The 15,968-nt window shown below is 67.8% G+C and carries 16 protein-coding genes; 2 read left to right on the plus strand and 14 right to left on the minus strand.

From position 1 onward, the window contains the following. Positions 1 to 15 precede the first annotated feature (15 nt). Entirely contained in the window at positions 16 to 426 is a 411-nt protein-coding gene (locus ACN9MV_RS07875) for a hypothetical protein (RefSeq protein ID WP_426391769.1), read from the plus strand. An 8-nt stretch (positions 427 to 434) separates the two neighbouring features. Here ACN9MV_RS07875 and ACN9MV_RS07880 read toward each other — a convergent pair whose 3' ends face one another. The 9 genes from ACN9MV_RS07880 to ACN9MV_RS07920 form a co-directional block, all read right to left on the minus strand. Then, the gene (locus ACN9MV_RS07880; RefSeq protein WP_426391770.1) at positions 435 to 2,018 is read right to left on the minus strand and encodes a GMC family oxidoreductase; all 1,584 of its coding nucleotides are present in this window, start codon (positions 2,016 to 2,018) and stop codon (positions 435 to 437) included. Beyond that, positions 2,015 to 3,412 carry an amidase gene (locus ACN9MV_RS07885; RefSeq protein ID WP_426391771.1) on the minus strand — a complete coding sequence of 466 codons (1,398 nt, stop codon included), beginning with the start codon at positions 3,410 to 3,412 and terminating at the stop codon, positions 2,015 to 2,017. Before ACN9MV_RS07885 ends, ACN9MV_RS07880 begins: the two co-directional genes overlap by 4 nt. Beyond that, positions 3,409 to 4,113: an ABC transporter ATP-binding protein gene (locus ACN9MV_RS07890; RefSeq protein WP_093049219.1), complete on the minus strand. Its 705-nt coding sequence runs from the start codon at positions 4,111 to 4,113 to the stop codon at positions 3,409 to 3,411. Before ACN9MV_RS07890 ends, ACN9MV_RS07885 begins: the two co-directional genes overlap by 4 nt. A gap of 20 nt (positions 4,114 to 4,133) precedes the next feature. Next, positions 4,134 to 4,853: an ATP-binding cassette domain-containing protein gene (locus ACN9MV_RS07895; protein ID WP_093049222.1), complete on the minus strand. Its 720-nt coding sequence runs from the start codon at positions 4,851 to 4,853 to the stop codon at positions 4,134 to 4,136. Then, on the minus strand, positions 4,850 to 5,950 hold the full coding sequence (locus ACN9MV_RS07900) for a branched-chain amino acid ABC transporter permease (protein WP_426391772.1): 1,101 nt from the start codon (positions 5,948 to 5,950) through the stop codon (positions 4,850 to 4,852). The genes ACN9MV_RS07895 and ACN9MV_RS07900 overlap by 4 nt, the downstream gene beginning before the upstream one ends. Further along, positions 5,947 to 6,813: an ABC transporter permease subunit gene (locus ACN9MV_RS07905; RefSeq protein WP_426391773.1), complete on the minus strand. Its 867-nt coding sequence runs from the start codon at positions 6,811 to 6,813 to the stop codon at positions 5,947 to 5,949. The genes ACN9MV_RS07900 and ACN9MV_RS07905 overlap by 4 nt, the downstream gene beginning before the upstream one ends. A gap of 15 nt (positions 6,814 to 6,828) precedes the next feature. Beyond that, positions 6,829 to 8,055, minus strand: a complete 1,227-nt coding sequence (locus ACN9MV_RS07910; protein WP_093049228.1) for an urea ABC transporter substrate-binding protein — start codon at positions 8,053 to 8,055, stop codon at positions 6,829 to 6,831. An 84-nt stretch (positions 8,056 to 8,139) separates the two neighbouring features. Next, positions 8,140 to 9,657: an amidase gene (locus tag ACN9MV_RS07915; protein WP_093075653.1), complete on the minus strand. Its 1,518-nt coding sequence runs from the start codon at positions 9,655 to 9,657 to the stop codon at positions 8,140 to 8,142. A 200-nt stretch (positions 9,658 to 9,857) separates the two neighbouring features. Next, positions 9,858 to 10,967, minus strand: a complete 1,110-nt coding sequence (locus ACN9MV_RS07920; RefSeq protein WP_093172231.1) for a substrate-binding domain-containing protein — start codon at positions 10,965 to 10,967, stop codon at positions 9,858 to 9,860. A 142-nt stretch (positions 10,968 to 11,109) separates the two neighbouring features. Between ACN9MV_RS07920 and ACN9MV_RS07925 the strand changes: the two genes are divergently transcribed. Then, on the plus strand, positions 11,110 to 11,544 hold the full coding sequence (locus ACN9MV_RS07925) for a MarR family winged helix-turn-helix transcriptional regulator (protein WP_093049237.1): 435 nt from the start codon (positions 11,110 to 11,112) through the stop codon (positions 11,542 to 11,544). 9 nt (positions 11,545 to 11,553) lie between these two features. Here ACN9MV_RS07925 and ACN9MV_RS07930 read toward each other — a convergent pair whose 3' ends face one another. The 5 genes from ACN9MV_RS07930 to ACN9MV_RS07950 are packed head-to-tail and all read right to left on the minus strand — an operon-like array spanning position 11,554 to position 15,918. Continuing rightward, positions 11,554 to 11,907: a RidA family protein gene (locus ACN9MV_RS07930; protein ID WP_093049240.1), complete on the minus strand. Its 354-nt coding sequence runs from the start codon at positions 11,905 to 11,907 to the stop codon at positions 11,554 to 11,556. Next, entirely contained in the window at positions 11,904 to 13,061 is a 1,158-nt protein-coding gene (locus ACN9MV_RS07935) for an NAD(P)/FAD-dependent oxidoreductase (protein WP_093049242.1), read from the minus strand. Before ACN9MV_RS07935 ends, ACN9MV_RS07930 begins: the two co-directional genes overlap by 4 nt. Continuing rightward, positions 13,058 to 14,437: an FAD-dependent oxidoreductase gene (locus tag ACN9MV_RS07940; RefSeq protein WP_426391774.1), complete on the minus strand. Its 1,380-nt coding sequence runs from the start codon at positions 14,435 to 14,437 to the stop codon at positions 13,058 to 13,060. Before ACN9MV_RS07940 ends, ACN9MV_RS07935 begins: the two co-directional genes overlap by 4 nt. Next, positions 14,427 to 14,792 (minus strand): (2Fe-2S)-binding protein, encoded by a 366-nt coding sequence (locus ACN9MV_RS07945; protein ID WP_426391775.1) that lies wholly within the window; start codon positions 14,790 to 14,792, stop codon positions 14,427 to 14,429. Before ACN9MV_RS07945 ends, ACN9MV_RS07940 begins: the two co-directional genes overlap by 11 nt. Next, a complete protein-coding gene (locus tag ACN9MV_RS07950; RefSeq protein ID WP_426391776.1) occupies positions 14,782 to 15,918 on the minus strand; it encodes an NAD(P)/FAD-dependent oxidoreductase in 1,137 nt (378 codons plus the stop codon). The genes ACN9MV_RS07945 and ACN9MV_RS07950 overlap by 11 nt, the downstream gene beginning before the upstream one ends. Between the last annotated feature and the right edge of the window lie 50 nt (positions 15,919 to 15,968).

Here is a 15,968-nt window from a genome sequence, read left to right on the forward strand (position 1 = left end):
AAGATGTCTGCTGCCATGTTTGCCGCCCTGTTCTTCACGGTGGCACTTCTCGTCACGACGGCTTACTTCATCATGGGTTCCATCCCGCTCCTGGTGCTGAAGCACGACACGCCGCTCGACGCCCGCTTTGTGCGTGGCTTCTTCAACATCTACTACCGCGCCGCATTCGTTACCGCGGCTGCAACGGCCGTCAGCTTTGCATTTGCGGGTCGCCCGGGGCTCGCGATGGGTGCTGCGGCGCTGGCGTTGATTGCCGTCGCGCTGCGCAAGAAGGTCATTCCCAAGATGGACGCGCTCGGGGCGCAGATCCAGTCCAACTACATGGATGCGATCCCGGGATTCCGCAGGACCCACATCACCGCAATCCTGATCAACCTCGCCCAGCTCGTGGCGATCGTGTGGAGCCTCATTGCCTTGAGCCGGTAACGGGCGGCTTAGGGGGCGATGAAGTGCGCCGCACGCTCCGCCACCATCACCGTCGGTGCATTCGTGTTGCCCGAAACCATGCAAGGGAACACCGAGGCATCGGCCACATAGAGGCCTTCGATGCCATGAACCTTCAACGTCGGGTCCACGACTGCCAGGTCGTCGATGCCCATCTTGCAGGTGCTGGTCGGGTGATACAGGGTGGATGCGTGGCCGCGAACGAAATCGCGCAGCTGCGCATCGGTGACTGCGCCCGCACTGGCTGAAATCTCATCGCCGAGGTGTTCGGCGATGGGCGCCTGGCGCAAGATCTCCCGGTTCAGGCGGATGCCTTCCACCAGAAGCTGCAGGTCGCTGCCCTGCGCGTCGCTGAAGTACCGAGGGTCGATGGCCGGCGCCTCGAGCGGATCGGCGGAACGCAGGCGCAGCTCGCCATGGCTCTGCGGTCGCTGCAGGACCGAGAAAAGCGTGATGCCCGGGCCTGCCGAGAGATGGCGGTTGTGGTCGCGGTTGGCGCTGGGGATGCAATAGAGCTGCAGGTCGGGGTCGCCGGTGCCGGGTTCGACGCGCGCGAAGCCCCCGCATGAAGACCAGTTCGAGGCGAGCGGTCCGCTGCGGTCTTGCTCCCACAGCTTCATGTGGAGCGCCGCTTCCTCGTCCGCAGCCTGTGCAATGCCGAACCGCTCGTGCGTGGCACAGGTGATGGAAGCGTTGACGTGGTCCTGCAGGTTCTTGCCGACGCCGGGCAGGTCGATCAACGGGCGTATGCCGACGCGGGAAAGCTCGTCGGCCGCGCCGATGCCCGAGTTCAGTAGCAGGTGAGGCGAGCCCACGGCGCCTGCACAGAGCACCACCTCGGAAGAGGCGGTGACGCGTCCGGGAATCCCGTTGTGAAGAAACTCCACGCCGGTCGCCCGCGTACCTTCGAAGATCAGGCGCAGGAGCGTCACGCCGGTGTGCAGGGACAGGTTGGGACGCGCCAGCGCGGGCGCCAGGAACGCACTGCCGGTGCCGAAGCGCGCGCCGTCCTTCACCATGGCCTGGAACAGCCCGACGCCTTCCTGGCGCGGGCCATTGAAATCTTCGTTCGCCGGCAAGCCGGCTGCCTGCGCGGCCTGCAGCCAGAGGCGCTCCACCGCGTCGACGTGCGCGATGTCGGAGACGACCAGCTCCCCTTCGCCGCCGTGCAGGGGCGAAGCGCCAAGCCGAAGGTTCTGCTCGGACCGCTTGAAGAACGGCAGTACCTCTTTCCAGCTCCATCCGGCGCATCCGGCCGCTGCCCAGCGGTCGTAGTCGGAGGGCACGCCGCGCATGTAGATCATCGCGTTCAGGGCGCCCGATCCGCCGACCATCCTGCCTCTGGGCCAGTACAGGCGCCTTCCCTTGCAACCTGGCTGCGGCTCGGTATGAAAGCTCCAGTCCACCTCGGTGTTCAGCATCGACGACCACAGCGCCGGAATGCTGGAGGCGCGGGGCGGGGCCCTGCCCGCCTCGAGCAGCAGCACCTTGCGGGCCGGATCGGCCGACAGCCGGTTCGCCAGCACGCAGCCTGCGGTGCCGGCGCCCACGATGATCGTGTCGTACGCCTTCAAAGCGCCGGATGCCGCTGGTGCCAGTCGGTCGCCTGCTGAAAGGCCCAGCCCGCGCGCACAAGCAGTTCTTCCTCGAAATGGCGGGCGACGAACTGGAAGGCAACCGGCGTGCCGGCCTCGGTGAAGCCGCCCGGCAGCGTGATCGTGGGGCTGCCGCTCATGTCGAAGGGGCAGGTGTAGCGCAGCATGGCGGACATCAGCCCGGCGTCCTCGCCGAAGGTGGCCATGCGCGCGAGCGTGGGTGACGCCACGCCGTGGGCCGGCACCAGCAGCAGGTCGATGCCCTCGAACATCGCCCGCACCCGGCCGCTGAAGGCATGGCGGTTCAACACGATCTTCTGGTAGTCCATGCCGCTCTGTGCGCGGCCGAGGTCGAGCAGGCCGGACAGGGCCGGGCCGTACATATCCTTGCGTGCGGGGTAGGTCGACTCGTGCACCACGGCCGCCTCGATGCCGCAGAGCGGAAACCAGTCGGCGATGACCTGCGCCGGGTCGGGGAAGGCAACTTCGCGCACCTCGGCGCCCAGCTCGCGCACAGCCGCGAGCGCGCCTTCCATCACCTTCAAGGTCTGCGCATCGACGCCCTCGCCATTCCAGCGTGCGTCGATGCCCACGCGCAAGCCGCGCAGGCCTCGCTGCATGCCCGCCAGGTAGTTGGGCACGGCCGCCAGGCTCGCGGTCGGGTCCTTGGGGTCGGCGCCGGCGATGGCGCCGAGCATCGCGCCCGCATCGGCGGCGCTACGCGTCATCGGGCCGATGTGGTCGAGTGTCGCGGCCAGCTCGAAGGCGCCGTAGCGGCTCACGCGGCCCCAGGTCGGCTTGAGGCCGGTGAGCCCGTTGGCGGCGCTGGGAAAGCGGATCGAGCCTCCCGTGTCGGTGCCCAGCGAGCCATAGCAAAGCCCCGCCGCGGTCGCGACGCCCGAGCCGCTCGACGACGCGCCCGACCAGTGCGCCGCATTCCACGGATTGACCGGCGGAGTGACTGTGGGGTGGTGGTCGGCATACGCGCTCTCGGTGAGCTGCAGCTTGCCGAGGATCACGGCGCCGGCCTCGCGCAGCTTGCGCACGGCCGTGCCGTCCTCGGTGGGCACGAAGTCCCGGTAGAGCGTCATGCCGGCGGCGGTGGCCACGCCCTCGGTCCAGCACAGATCCTTTACCGCGACCGGCACACCGTGCAGCGGCCCGCGGACCTGGCCCTTTGCGATCTCGGCCTCGGCGCGGCGCGCTTCGGCCAGCGCCTGATCGGCCGTCACCATCGCATAGCTTTTCAGCGCGCCGTCGACCTTGCCGATGCGGTCGAGCTGCGCTTGCGTGACCTCGACCGGCGAGAGCTCCTTGCGCTGGATGCGCTGGCCGATGTCCACCAGCTCGAGGTAATGCAGTTCGTTGCTCATCCATGGACTCCTGTGTATTGACTCATGATTTCGAAATCGCCGAGGTGCTCGCGCGGGATCTCCCCGCCGATCTGGCCGCGCTTGATGACGAGCACTCGCTGCGACACGGCGGCGATGAACTCGAGGTTCTGCTCCACCAGCACGATCGTGAGCTTCATGCGGTCGCGCAGTGCCGCCAGCGTTTCGGCGATCTCCTCGATGATCGAAGGCTGGATGCCTTCGGTGGGCTCGTCGAGCAGCAGCAGCGTGGGCTTTCCGGCCAGTGCGCGGGCCAGCGCCAGCAACTGCTGCTCGCCGCCCGAGAGCGAACCGCCGGGCCGTTCGAGCAGCGGCTTGAGGCGCGGAAAGTCCTCCAGCAGCGCCTCGATGGTGTGCAGCGTGCGCTCGCCGGTCTTCACCAGGCCCATGCGCAGGTTGTCCATCGCGCTCAGCGTCGGAAAGATCTCGCGCCCCTGCGGCACGTAGGCCATGCCCAGGCGGGCTCGCGCATGTGGCGCAAGGCGCGTGACGTCGGCATCGCCGAAGCGCACGGTGCCCGATGTGGCACGCAGCGCGCCGATCAGCGTGCGCAGCATGGTGGTCTTGCCCATGCCGTTGTGGCCGAGGATGCCGACCGATTCGCCTTGTGCGATCTTCAGCGAGATGTCGTGCAGCACGGGGATGGCCCCGTAGCCTGCGTGAAGACCCGATACGTCCAGCATGTTGTGGTGCGCCTTCGGGTTCAGTGCGGCTTCTTGCCGAGGTAGATCTGCTGGATCAGCGGGTCGCTCATGATGCGGTCCGGCGTGTCCTCCTTGATCACGGCGCCCTGGTGCAGCACGGTGACCTTCCTGGCGATCATGCGGATGAAGTTCATGTCGTGTTCCACCACCACCAGCGCATGCTGGCGGTTGATTTCCAGGATGAGTTCGGCCGTGCGCGCCACTTCGGCGTCGCTCATGCCGGCGGCCGGTTCGTCGAGCAGGATCAGCGGCGGATCGGCCGCGATCACCACGCCGATCTCGACCCACTGCCGCATGCCGTGCGCCAGAAGTCCAGCCGTGACGTCGCGGTAGGCATGCATGCCCACGCGTTCGAGCGTCTCGCGCGTGATGCGGTCGGCCTGCGCGGTGCTGTTCAGGCGCCGCGCCGAGAGCCACACGTTCTCCCACACGCTCAGCCCGTTGAACAGGCTGGGCACCTGGGTCTTGATGCCGATGCCCAGGCGGCCCGGGTCGTGCGGCTGCATCTTCGAGATGTCCTGGCCGCGGAACAGGATCTGGCCCGAGGTCGGCTTGACCTGGCCGGTCAGCAGCTTGAAGAAGGTGCTCTTGCCGGCGCCGTTCGGGCCGATCACGCAGCGCAGCTCGGCCTCGGCCAGCGTGAAGTTCACGTCGCGCGTGGCGTGCACGCCGCCGAAGCGCACGTTGAGGTTGCGGGTCTCGATCAGGGGCGTCGTCATGGGGCCGTCTCCGTTGCGGCCAGCGCGTGCGGCGGCGCTTCGACCGGGGCCTTGGGGGCTGCCGCGGGCGAGGCCGCCTTCGGGGCATGGGCCGGCGTCTTGCGCATGCGCCGCCAGGCCATGTCGATCAGGTCGCCGAGGGTCGGCACGATGCCGCGCGGCACCAGCAGCACGAAGACCACCAGGATGCCGCCGAGCACCAGGTTGGAATTGAAGGTCTGCTGCGTACCGATCTGCGAGGTGAGCCACTGGATCGCGATGCAGCCGACGATCGGCCCGACCAGCGTGCCCAGGCCGCCGACGATGACCCAGATGATGATCTGCGCCGACTGCCCGAGGCCGAAGATGGTGGGGCTCGTGAACGCGCCCCAGTTCGCGAACAGGCAGCCCGCCAGGCCCGCGATGGCGCCGCCCAGCGTGAAGCTGAAGAGCTTGTAGGCGCGCGCGTCGTAGCCCAGCAGCAGCACGCGCTGCTCGTTCTCCTTGGCCGCGACGATCACGCGGCCGATCTTCGAGCTGATCAGCACGCGCAGCCCCAGATAGACCAGCAGCAGGCAGCTGAAGGTGACGTAGAACAGGTCCTTCGGCGTGAGCACCTCGTCCTGCTGCCCGGGCCAGTTGAGCGTCGGTATCGCCGGGATGCCGTTGAAGCCGCCCAGCGGCGCGCTGCCGATGCGCCACTCCGGCCCGGCGGTCGAGTTGATCAGGTTGAACAGGATCAGCGTGACGGTGAGGGTGATGACGCCCATGTACACGTCCGACAGCCGGCCGTAGAAGATCACGTAGCCCAGCAGCGCGGCGAACAGCGCGGGGACCACGATCGCGAGCAGGAAGGGCACGGTGCTGTCGCCCATGTTCATCATCGCGATCGCGTAGGTGTACGAGCCGAGCCCGAAGAAGGCTGCCTGCCCGAAGCACAGGATGCCGCCGAAGCCCCAGATGAAGGCCAGGCTCACGCCGAGGATCGACATGACGGCGTAGATCGTGACTTCGATCAGCGTGTAGTCGTCCATCACGCCGGGCAGGCCGAAGAGCAGCGCGACGCCAACGGCCAGGCTGATCGCCGCGCTGGCCCAGGACTTGGCAAAACGATTCACAGGGACCCCTTGAAGAAACGCCCGGTGATGCCTTGCGGCAGCAGCCGCAGCATCACGATCGCGGCCACGAGCAGCGCCACCTCGCCCAGCACCGGCGTGGTCACGAAGGTCGCGAGCTGGTTGATGGCGCCGAACAGCGCCGATGCGCCGATCAGGCCTGCCAGGATGGCCGGCCCGCCGCCGATCACGGTGATGAAGGCCTTGGCCACGAAGGCGGCGCCCATGGTCGGCACCACGCCGGTCAGCGGCGCGAGCAGCCCGCCGGCCAGGCCGGAGAGCGCGGCGCCCACCGCGAAGGTGACCGAGTACACGCGGCTCGGGCTGATGCCGAGCGCGTTCGCCATGTCGGGCTTCTGCATGGTGCCGCGTGCGATCAGGCCCAGCTGCGTGCGCGTGAGCACGAAGCGGATCGCGAGCGACAGCGCCACGGCAACCGCGATGATCACCAGCGTGTATCCGCTGACCGAATAGGCGCCGACGGAGAAACTGCCCAGCGGCGCCGAGACGCCGGCCGTGGTGTTGCCAGCCACCGAGGTGACGATGCCCACCAGCAGCAGCGACAGTCCCCAGGTGGCCAGCATGGTGTCGACCATGCGGCCGTAGAGGCGGCGGATGACCAGCCGCTCCAGCACCACGCCGACCAGGCCCACCGCGATCGGCGCGACGATGAACATCGCGATCCACAGGTTGACGCCGATCTTGAGCGCCGCGATGACGGCATAGGCACCGAGCATCATGAACTCGCCGTGCGCGAGGTTGATGACCTTCATCATCCCGAAGATGACGGCCAGCCCGGCCGAGACGATGACCAGGCTCGCCACCGCGTAGAGCACCTGGATGAGAACGACGAGTGCGAGATCCATGCCGGTGCCTTGCCTTCAGACCTTGATCACGTACTGCTGGTTGTCCTTCGGGTTCTTCACGAGGTTGCAGACCGCGCTGGTGTCCACCGGGGGCTGCTGCTGGAAGGTCTCGACGATGTTGAGCTGCTTGTTGCGCACCTCCGCGATGCTTACGTTCAGCACGCAGTGGTGGGTTGCCGGGTCGAGCGAGACCTTGCCGCTCGGGCCGTCGATGCTGATGCCGGTCTCCAGGGCGGCGATCATCTTCTCGCGGTCCAGCGAACCGGCCTTCTTCACGCCCTCGGCCCAGAGCTTGAAGCCCTGGTAGGTACCCATCGCGAGTTCGGTGATGTTGGGATAGTCGGCGCCGAAGCGCTTGTAGAAGCGCTCCTTGAAGGCCTTGTTCTGCGGCGTGTCGAGGTTCTGGAAGTAGTTGTAGGAGATGAGAAAGCCGTCGGCCTCGGCCTGCGACAGCACGATGTGCTCATTGCCGCCCGCAAACGTCGTGGACGCGAGCGGGATCTTCTTCGTCAGGCCCGCGGCGGCCCACTGGCGGTAGAAGGAGATGTGCGCGCCGCCGACCAGCGCCGAGACGATCATGTCGGGCTTGGCCGCCTCGATCTTCGAGATGGTCGGGCCGAAGTTGGTCACATCGAGCGGGAAGAAGTCGATGGAGGCGACCGAGCCGCCGTTCTCCTGCACGAACTTCTTGACCCATTGCGAGGTGATCTGGCCGTAGTTGTAGTCGGCCGCCACCACGTAGACCTTCTTGCCCCACTTCTTCATCGCGTAGGGAATGAGCTTGGCGACGGTCTGGCCGGGCGTGACGCCGGTGCAGAAGGTGTTGCGGTCACACACGCCTCCTTCGTACTGCGTGTTGTAGAAGTACAGCGTCTTGTTGCGCGTGAGCACCGGCCGGATCACCTCGCGCGAGGCCGAGGTGATGCCGCCCATCACGACCGTCGACTTGTCCTTCAGCGCCGATTGCTGCGCGAACTGCGCATAGAGCTGCATGTTCGACTGCGGGTCGTAGGTGGCCAGCCTGATCTTCTTGCCCAGCAGGCCGCCGGCGGCGTTCTGCTCCTCGACCGCGAGCGTCATGCAGTCGGCCATCGGCTTGCCGTAGATGTCCAGCCCGCCCGACATGTCGACGATGCTGCCGACGACGATCTCGTCGGCAGCCATGGCTGCCATCGGAAACAGCGGCACTGCAGTGCCTGCCAGGGCAGCGGCCGAAGACTGGATGAAGGAACGACGATCCATGGAACTAACTCCTCGTTGCTCGGCGGGCGCAGCCGCCACTGTGTTGTCGGGAAGGGTGGGAACAGAAGAAAGCGGGCGAAAGCGTCAGATCGCTTTCCAGTCGCCGGCCTGCTCGAAGGCATAGGCGGCGCGGTAGATGGTGGCCTCGTCGTAGCAGCGGCCGGTGAGCATCATCCCGACCGGCAGGCCGTCGATCAGCCCGCAGGGCACGCTCATCGAGGGATGGCCGGTGACGTCGAAGGGGCAGGTGTTGGGCAGCACTTCGAATGCGCGCGTGACCACCTCCTCGATGCTGGCGCCGGGCGCCGGCAGCGGCGTGGCCGTGATCGGCAGCGTGGGCATCAGCAGCAGATCGACATCGGACAGGGCGCTGTCGTAGGCCGCGGTCAGCTGGCGGGCCAGGTTCTGCGCCTTGGCGTAGTAGTGGCCGCGGTAGTGCTTGATGAAATACTCGCCCAGCACCATGGTGAGCTTGAGCGTTTCGGAGAGCTCGTCGGCGCGGTGCTTCCAGCCGGCGTGGAAGTCGACCATGCTGGTGACGTAGAGCCCCTTCCAGTTGAAGCCGTGGCCGTTGTCTTTCATCATCTGCTGGGTGGCGCCCTCGGCGGCAATCGGCAGCCAGATCGCCGGGCCGACCGAGTGCATGGGGACCGACACCTCGCTGACGATCGCGCCCAGCCGGGTGAACACCTCGGCCGCCTTGCGCACCTTGGCACCGACGGCGGGGTCCGACTGGGGCCAGCCGAAGCCTTCCTTGACGATGCCGATGCGCAGGCCGCGCACGCCGTCCTTCATGAGCTCGCTGTAGGGCTTGGCGGCCTGGCCCGCATGCTGGCGGGGGTCGAGTCCGTCGGGGCCGGCCAGCACCTCGAGCATCAGCGCGTTGTCGGTCACGTTGGCCGTCATCGGGCCGGTGTGGTCGATGGTGAGTTCGATCGGCATCACGCCGGTGTAGGGCACCAGGCCGTGGGTGGCCTTCATGCCGTAGATGCCGCAATAGGACGCCGGCATGCGGATGGAGCCACCCTGGTCGCCGCCGATCGCGAGGTCGACCTCGCCCGCGGCCACCAGCGCTGCGCTGCCCGACGAGGAGCCTCCGGCCGAGTAGCCCATGCGGTGCGGGTTGTGGACCGGCCCGGAGGCACTGGTGTGCGAGCCGCCCGAGAAGCAGAAGTATTCGCAGACCGACTTGCCCACCACCGTGGCGCCGGCATCGAGCAGCCGGGTGACGACGGTGGCGTCGACGTTCGGCACATAGCCTTCGAGCGTGGAGGCGCCGTTCATCATCGGCACGCCGGCGAGGCAGACGTTGTCCTTGAGCACCACGGTCTTGCCGGCGAGCTTGCCCTCGGCCTTGCCCTTGATCGTGGTCTTGACGTACCAGGCGCCGTACTTGTTTTCTTCGCCCAGGGGACGGTAGCCGGGCGTGCGCGCATAGCTCACGACAGGCAGGTAGTCGGGCATCGCGTCGACTGCGTCGTAGGCGTCGAAGTTGGCCTGCAGCAGCGCGTTGTAGCTGCTGGCCTGCGCTTCGGACAGATGGATGCCCAGGCCCAGGGCAACGTCCTGCAGCTGGTCGAGGGTGGGGCGCTTGATGGCCATGAGCGGACTCCGCGTTCTTCGTTGAGTGGGCGCCGGCAGCCCCGAAGAGGCGGCCGGATCGGCGTTGCGTCGGCCTTGCCGCACCGTGCGAAGCAGCGGGCGCCTACAGGCTCGTCACGGCTTTATTCTGTGTGCCGATATTTTCCAAGTCAAGGATTTTATTTTCTTTGGAAAATAAAACACAACCGTTCTCAGCTCACTCAAAGTCGCGTGATGACGCGAAACGCATTGCCTTCGGCCCGGGCCAGATAGATCGGCGTGCGGTTCACTCCACCGCCCTGGTAGTCGGCTTCCCGCGCGCTGCGGTAGTGGATCGGCGTGCCGCCCAGGTGTTCCAGGCAGGCCATGGGCTGCCTGCTCCCGGCGAACAGCGCGCCCAGGAAATGCATGCCCTCGTAGGTCGACTGGCCGAAGGTGTTGAGAGTCGGCGCGCGCTCGCCGAAATGCGCGTGGTAGCGCTCCTTGAAGGCCAGGTTGGCCTCCGTGTCGAGCGTGGCGAAGTAGCCGCAGGCCATGTAGAGGTCTTCCGCGTTGTCGGCGCCGATGCCCAGGAGTTCGTTCTCCCCGATGGCGCAGGACAGCCGCAGCATGGCGCGCGACAGGCTCGTGCGGCCGAAGGCCCGGTTGAACTCGATGGCATCCTGTCCGATGAGCGAGAGCAGGACGGCGTCGACGCTGCCCTTGTGTAGCGCGTCGAGCACCTGCGAGAAATCCGTGGTTCCGAAGGGAACGTACGTCTCTCCGACCAGCTCGCCGCCGGCTTGCGCGATGTAGCCGCGCGCCATCCGGTGCGAGATGTGCGGCCAGATGTAGTCGTTGCCGACCGCGAACCAGCGCCGCGGGTGCTTGTGGCGGCCCAGCCAGCCGATCGCCGGCTGCAGCTGGCGTGCGGCGGTCTCGCCGATCGCGAAGACGCCTGGCGTGGATTCCCCGCCTTCGTACAGCGGCGTATAGACGATCGGGATCTGTCCCCCCACGGCGCGCAGGATGCGATGGCGCACGGCGCTGGTGTGCATGCCGATGATGGCGTCGATGTCGCCGGCCTGCACCAGTTCGGTCAGCGTGGCTTCGATGTCGGCCGAATCGCCCGCGGCATTGACGGTCAGCAGCCGGCATGAGCGGCCCCCGATGCCCGCGTCGCGGTTGAGCTCGGCCTGCGCCAGCTTGGCGCAGGCGAGGGAAGAGGGAGCCCATATGCCGGCCGTGCCGCCCAGCGGCACGCACAGCGCGATGTTGAGTTCCTGGCGCGCAAGCAGGGGCCGCGGCCGTTGCGCGCGGGCCGCAATCCTGTTCGATGAGAGGGCGAGCATGGGGCGAATGACCGGTGCGGAGGATGGAAGGACGGCGACTGGGGCTGAGCATGCTGCAAAAATCGCGCCAATACTTTCCAAGGCAAACGATTCTGCGTAGACTCACCCGCATCCGATTCCGACGCAGACCGCCCCGCCGCCCATGCCCGAGCAAGACATTTCCCAGTACCTGGCCTACCTGCTGGCCTCAGCCAACCGGCGCATGCGCATCGGCCTGGCCCAATCCATCGCCGCGGAAGAGGTGACGGAAGAGCACTGGCGCATCCTGCAGGTGCTGGCCGACGAGCAGGGGCGTTCCATGGGCGACCTGGCGGAAACCGTGCTGCTGAACCACCCGGCGCTGACCAAGAACATCGACAAGCTGGTGAGCCGCGGGTTGGTGCAGCGCGCAGCCGACGCCACCGACAGCCGCAGGGTGCTGGTCTACATCAGCGACCTGGGCCTGGAAACGGTCTCGCGCCTGAAGAAAAGCGTGGACGCGCACCACGATGTCATCGAAGAAGCGCTGGGGCCGCGCAAGACCAGCCAGCTCAAGAAGCTGCTCGAGAACTTCATCGACGAGTGCGAAGCGCCCTGACGCGACGCCCTACAGCGCCGCCGTCACGATGATCTCGACGCGCAGGTCGGGCGCTGCCAGCCTGGCCTCGCAGGTGGCCCGTGTGGGCATGGCATCGGCGGGAATCCACTCTGCCCAGGCGGCGTTCAGGCCGGCGAAATCTCGATCGATGTCCTGCAGCCAGATCTGCACCGACAACAGGCGCGACTTGTTCGTGCCAACGCTCGCAAGGTAGCCGTCGATCTTGGCGAGGATGTCCGCGGCCTGCGCCTGGGCGTCGCCGCTGCGGTCGTTCGCGGTGACGCCTGCGACGTAGACCACCGAGTTGTGCACGACGATGCGGGAAAGGCGTGCGTTGGAGTCGTAGCGCTGGATGTCGCTCATGATGGTTGTCCTTGCTGGAGTGGTTGAAAAGTTGCGGCCGCTCGACGCGCGAAGCGGTCGACGGCAAAGGCTTCGATGGGCAGCGTGCTGCGGCCTTCGGTCACGAGCTCGGCAACGATCTGCCCGCCGATCGGCCCGAGCTCGAAGCCGTGCGCAGAAAAGCCGAAGGCATGCACGAGGTTCGGCGCCGCGCGGCTCGGGCCGATCACGGGAATACCGTCGGGCATGAAGGCCTCGACGCCGGCCCAGGCGCGGTTGACGCCCAGCGGCTTCAGGTGCGGGAACAAGTCGGTCACCGTGCGCGCGCTGCGGGCGAGCTTCGGCATGTCGACGATGCCATGCCGCGCGTCGAGGTCCGCGGTGCAGCGCAGCCCACCGCCGATCAGCACCGTGCCGTTCGCGAACTGCTTGAAGGACAGCGGCCGGCCGGTCGCGCCGAGCACCGGCGTGACGAAGGGCGGTGCACGGTGCGTGATCATGAGCATAAGCCCGCCCCCTTCGACCGGCACCGGGTCACCGGCCTGCGCGGCCAGCGTGCCGGCCCAGGCACCGGCGGCGTTGACCAGATGGGTAGCATCGAAGCTGCCACGCGTGGTTGCCACGTGCCAGCGGCCGGCGCGATGGTCGATGCGTTCGACGCGCGTCTCCTCGTGCACTTCTGCGCCGGCGCGCTGGGATGCCAGCCGGAATGCGGTGACGGCGCGGTACGGCAAGGCATGGCCGTCATCGCGCACCCAGATGCCGCCGACGACGTGCGGCGCAATGGCGGGCACGAGTTCGCGCACCTGTTTGGCGTCGACGAGTTCTTCATGGCCGAAGCCAAGCGAATGCAGACGCGCAACGGTGTCGCGCAGCGTCTGCAGTTCCTCATCGGTCTCGGCAACCTTCAATTGGCCGCTGGGCGCAAAACCCGCGTCATCGCCGACGAGTTCGGCCAGCCGGTGCCACATTGTTCGCGACGCCAGCGCGAGCGGAATCTCGGCGACGTGGCGCCCGAGGGTTCGCACGCCGCCCGCGTTCACGCCGGAAGCATGGCGGCCACAGAACTCGGCCTCGAGCACGATGACCGCCAGCCCGCGCTGCGCAAGATGCAGCGCGCTCGACAGGCCGTGCAGGCCGCCGCCAACGACGATCACATCCGCCGATCGCTTCATTCCGCGCCCGCGAGCTCGCCCAGCGAGATCGGCTTGATCGGCGGCCGGATGCGGTAGTAGCCCACTTCGGCCGGCGTCACGCCGCGCGCGTCCGCGATCAGCTCAGTCACGGTCAGGCCGCACTGGCGCCCCTGGCACGGGCCCATGCCGCAACGCCCGAAGGCCTTCGCCTGGTTCGGTCCGTCGCAGCCGAGCGCCACGAAATGCCGGATGGCGCCGGCAGCGACTTCCTCGCAGCGGCACACGATCACGTCGTCTGCCGGAATGCGGTTGGCCTTCTTGGGCCGGTACAGCGCATCGAGGAAGGGGCGGATGCGCAGGTGCTCGCGCAGCGCCGCGCGAAGCGGCTCGGCAAGCTTGTCGCGCTCCGCGGTGGTGATCCGGCCGAGCCCGTGCATCGCGCCGAGCGCCGCAAGCTCGCCCTGCTGCGCCGCCGCCAGCGCACCACCGATGCCGAGGCCATCGCCGGCGACGTGGATGCCGGGCACGTCGAGCGCACCCCAGGCATTCGCCTCGGGCCGCCAGCACAGTTGCGCGTCGTCCCACGTGTGTCTGGCCCGCAGCGACCAGGTGAATTGCGTGTTCGGCACCACGCCGTGGTGCAGCAGAAGGGTCGAAGTCTCGATGCGATGCGCCTTGCCGCCGGCCGTGAAGCGCAGCGCCTCCACGCCGTCATCGCCTTCCGCTGCGAGGTTCTCGGCACCGGTGTGGAAGGGCACACCGGCGCGCTTCAGCACACGCATGAGCGACAGCCCTTTCTTCAGGTAGCGCCAGCCGGCCAGTGCGCCGCCGAGGTGCGAGAGCGCGCGGCGGTAGTCTTCCATCGACGTCGTGTCGACCAGCGCGCGAATTGGCACGCCCGCGCGCACGTACTGCCAGCCGAGCAGGTAGAGCAGCGGTCCGCAGCCCGCGAGCACGACGGGCTCGGCCGGCACCACGTCGGCGCTCTTCAGCAGGATTTGCGCAGCGCCAGCGGTGAGCACGCCCGGCAGCGTCCAGCCCGGGATCGGGAACGGACGCTCCATGGCGCCCGAGCAGAGCACGACGCGTCCGGCCTGCAGCGTTGAGGTCGCGCCGTCGCGCAGGTAATGCACAGCGCCTTCGGGCGTCACCTGCCAGACGGCGGCGTTGGTCAGGTGCCGGGCGCCGCTTGCAGCGAAGGCATCGGCGAGCGAGCGGCCGGCGGCGTAGTCCGGCCCGAGCAGGTCGACCCGGCGCGCCGGCGCGTCGGTGATGGCGCGATAGATCTGCCCGCCCGCACCGCGTTGCTCGTCGAGCACGACGACGCTGGCGCCGAGCCGCGCGGCAACGATGGCGGCCGACATGCCGGCCGGTCCGGCGCCAACGATGGCGATGTCGCAACGTTCATTCGACATGCGCGGCCTCTTCGGCTATCACGGCATCACCGCCATCGAAGGAACGCAGGCCGGCCTGCGTCTTTACCTGCATGCCTTCGGCCACCGCGACGAGGCAGCTCTGCCGGTTGGGCTGGCCGTCGATATCGACCAGGCAATCGAAGCACGCGCCCATCATGCAGTAGGGCGCGCGCGGTGCCCCGCTCACGGGCGTGGTGCGGAAGGTAGAGACACCGTTGGCGAGCAGGGCCGCGGCCACGCTGCAACCGGCCGGAGCCTGCAGGCCACGGCCATCGAAAAACAGGTTGACCATCGGCTCGCCGCGCGGCGAAGCATCGGCCGGAACCAGGGAGCGAAAGCGGACGTTAGTGGGCATGTTGGAAGGTCTCGTTGCCGTTGAGGAAGCGGTCACCGCTGAAAGATTCGATGCCGGCCGGTGCGCCGCCCCCGGCACTGCCGGCGATCCACGGCGCGATGGAGAACGCATGGTTGGCGGCCAGCGTCACGCCGCTGTGACAGGTCACGACGAATGCGCCAGGGCACTGCGTCGATGCTTGGTAGATCGGAAAGCCGTCGGGCGTCATCACCCGCAGCGCGCCCCATGCGCGCACCAGCCGCAGGCTCTCCAGCACCGGAAAGCTGCGCACGCCGCGACGCGCGATGGTGCTCAGTACGTCGGCGGTCGTGCCGTCGTCGAGGCCGACGTCCTCGAGCGAATCGCCGAGCTGGATCGTGCCTTCGTCCGTCTGGCGCACGTAGGTGGTCGGATGGTCGAGAAAGCGGGCGACGCGTTCGCCGACCAGCACCTGGCCCCGGTTGGGTTGCACTGGCGCAAAGAGGCCGACCTGCGGCGCCAGCTCGCGGTTGCCGAGGCCGGCCGCGAGCACCACGCGCGGCGCGTGCCATGTGGCCGTGCCGGCCTCGATCTCGAAGCCGCCGGCCTGCGGCGTGATCCGCGTCGCCCGGCTGCCCTGCGCGAAGCGCACGCCGTGATGGCGGCAGGCCGCGTGCAGCGCCCGCAGCAGCTTCAGCGGATTGGCGTGGCCATCCATCCGCGTATAGCTCGCGCCGGCGACCGCGGGCCCGATGCCGGGCAGCCGTGCCTTGAGCGATGCGTGGTCCAGCATTTCGAAGGAGTAGTTGCCGTCGAGCGCGTCGCTGATGCTGCGCATGCGCGCTTCGCGTGCCTGCATCTCCTCGTCGGAAAAGCAGAAATGAAAGCCGCCGGGCTGGCGCAGCTGCACGTCGATGCCGGTGTCGGTATTCAGTGCCTCGGCGAGCTGCGGCCATTGCGCGGCCGACCTCATCGTCCAGCGCGCATACGGCGTCATGCCGAAGCCCTTGCCCTGGACCCATACGAGTCCGAAGTTGCCGCGCGACGCACGAAAGGCATCGTCGCCCTCGTCGAGGACGGTCACGCGAGTGCCGTTGCGCGCCGCGCCGTAGGCCAGCGCGGTGCCGACCAGGCCGCCGCCGACGACGATCAAATCACTTGTGTTCATGGAATGCAGAAAAAGAAATGCCCGGATGCGAGCAGATGGGCAGAGGCGGG

The sequence above is a fragment of the Variovorax sp. R-27 genome, from assembly GCF_049913215.1.
Classification (GTDB): domain Bacteria; phylum Pseudomonadota; class Gammaproteobacteria; order Burkholderiales; family Burkholderiaceae_C; genus Variovorax.

Excerpts from the sequence above, each read along its gene's own strand:
- ACN9MV_RS07905 (WP_426391773.1), bottom strand. The coding sequence starts at position 6,813 with ATGGATCTCGCACTCGTCGTTCTCATCCAGGTGCTCTACGCGGTGGCG.
- ACN9MV_RS07950 (WP_426391776.1), bottom strand. The coding sequence starts at position 15,918 with ATGAACACAAGTGATTTGATCGTCGTCGGCGGCGGCCTGGTCGGCACC.
- ACN9MV_RS07875 (WP_426391769.1), top strand. The coding sequence starts at position 16 with ATGTTTGCCGCCCTGTTCTTCACGGTGGCACTTCTCGTCACGACGGCT.
- ACN9MV_RS07930 (WP_093049240.1), bottom strand. The coding sequence starts at position 11,907 with ATGAGCGACATCCAGCGCTACGACTCCAACGCACGCCTTTCCCGCATC.
- ACN9MV_RS07885 (WP_426391771.1), bottom strand. The coding sequence starts at position 3,412 with ATGAGCAACGAACTGCATTACCTCGAGCTGGTGGACATCGGCCAGCGC.
- ACN9MV_RS07925 (WP_093049237.1), top strand. The coding sequence starts at position 11,110 with ATGCCCGAGCAAGACATTTCCCAGTACCTGGCCTACCTGCTGGCCTCA.
- ACN9MV_RS07890 (WP_093049219.1), bottom strand. The coding sequence starts at position 4,113 with ATGCTGGACGTATCGGGTCTTCACGCAGGCTACGGGGCCATCCCCGTG.
- ACN9MV_RS07940 (WP_426391774.1), bottom strand. The coding sequence starts at position 14,437 with ATGTCGAATGAACGTTGCGACATCGCCATCGTTGGCGCCGGACCGGCC.
- ACN9MV_RS07945 (WP_426391775.1), bottom strand. The coding sequence starts at position 14,792 with ATGCCCACTAACGTCCGCTTTCGCTCCCTGGTTCCGGCCGATGCTTCG.
- ACN9MV_RS07910 (WP_093049228.1), bottom strand. The coding sequence starts at position 8,055 with ATGGATCGTCGTTCCTTCATCCAGTCTTCGGCCGCTGCCCTGGCAGGC.
- ACN9MV_RS07895 (WP_093049222.1), bottom strand. The coding sequence starts at position 4,853 with ATGACGACGCCCCTGATCGAGACCCGCAACCTCAACGTGCGCTTCGGC.
- ACN9MV_RS07915 (WP_093075653.1), bottom strand. The coding sequence starts at position 9,657 with ATGGCCATCAAGCGCCCCACCCTCGACCAGCTGCAGGACGTTGCCCTG.
- ACN9MV_RS07920 (WP_093172231.1), bottom strand. The coding sequence starts at position 10,967 with ATGCTCGCCCTCTCATCGAACAGGATTGCGGCCCGCGCGCAACGGCCG.
- ACN9MV_RS07935 (WP_093049242.1), bottom strand. The coding sequence starts at position 13,061 with ATGAAGCGATCGGCGGATGTGATCGTCGTTGGCGGCGGCCTGCACGGC.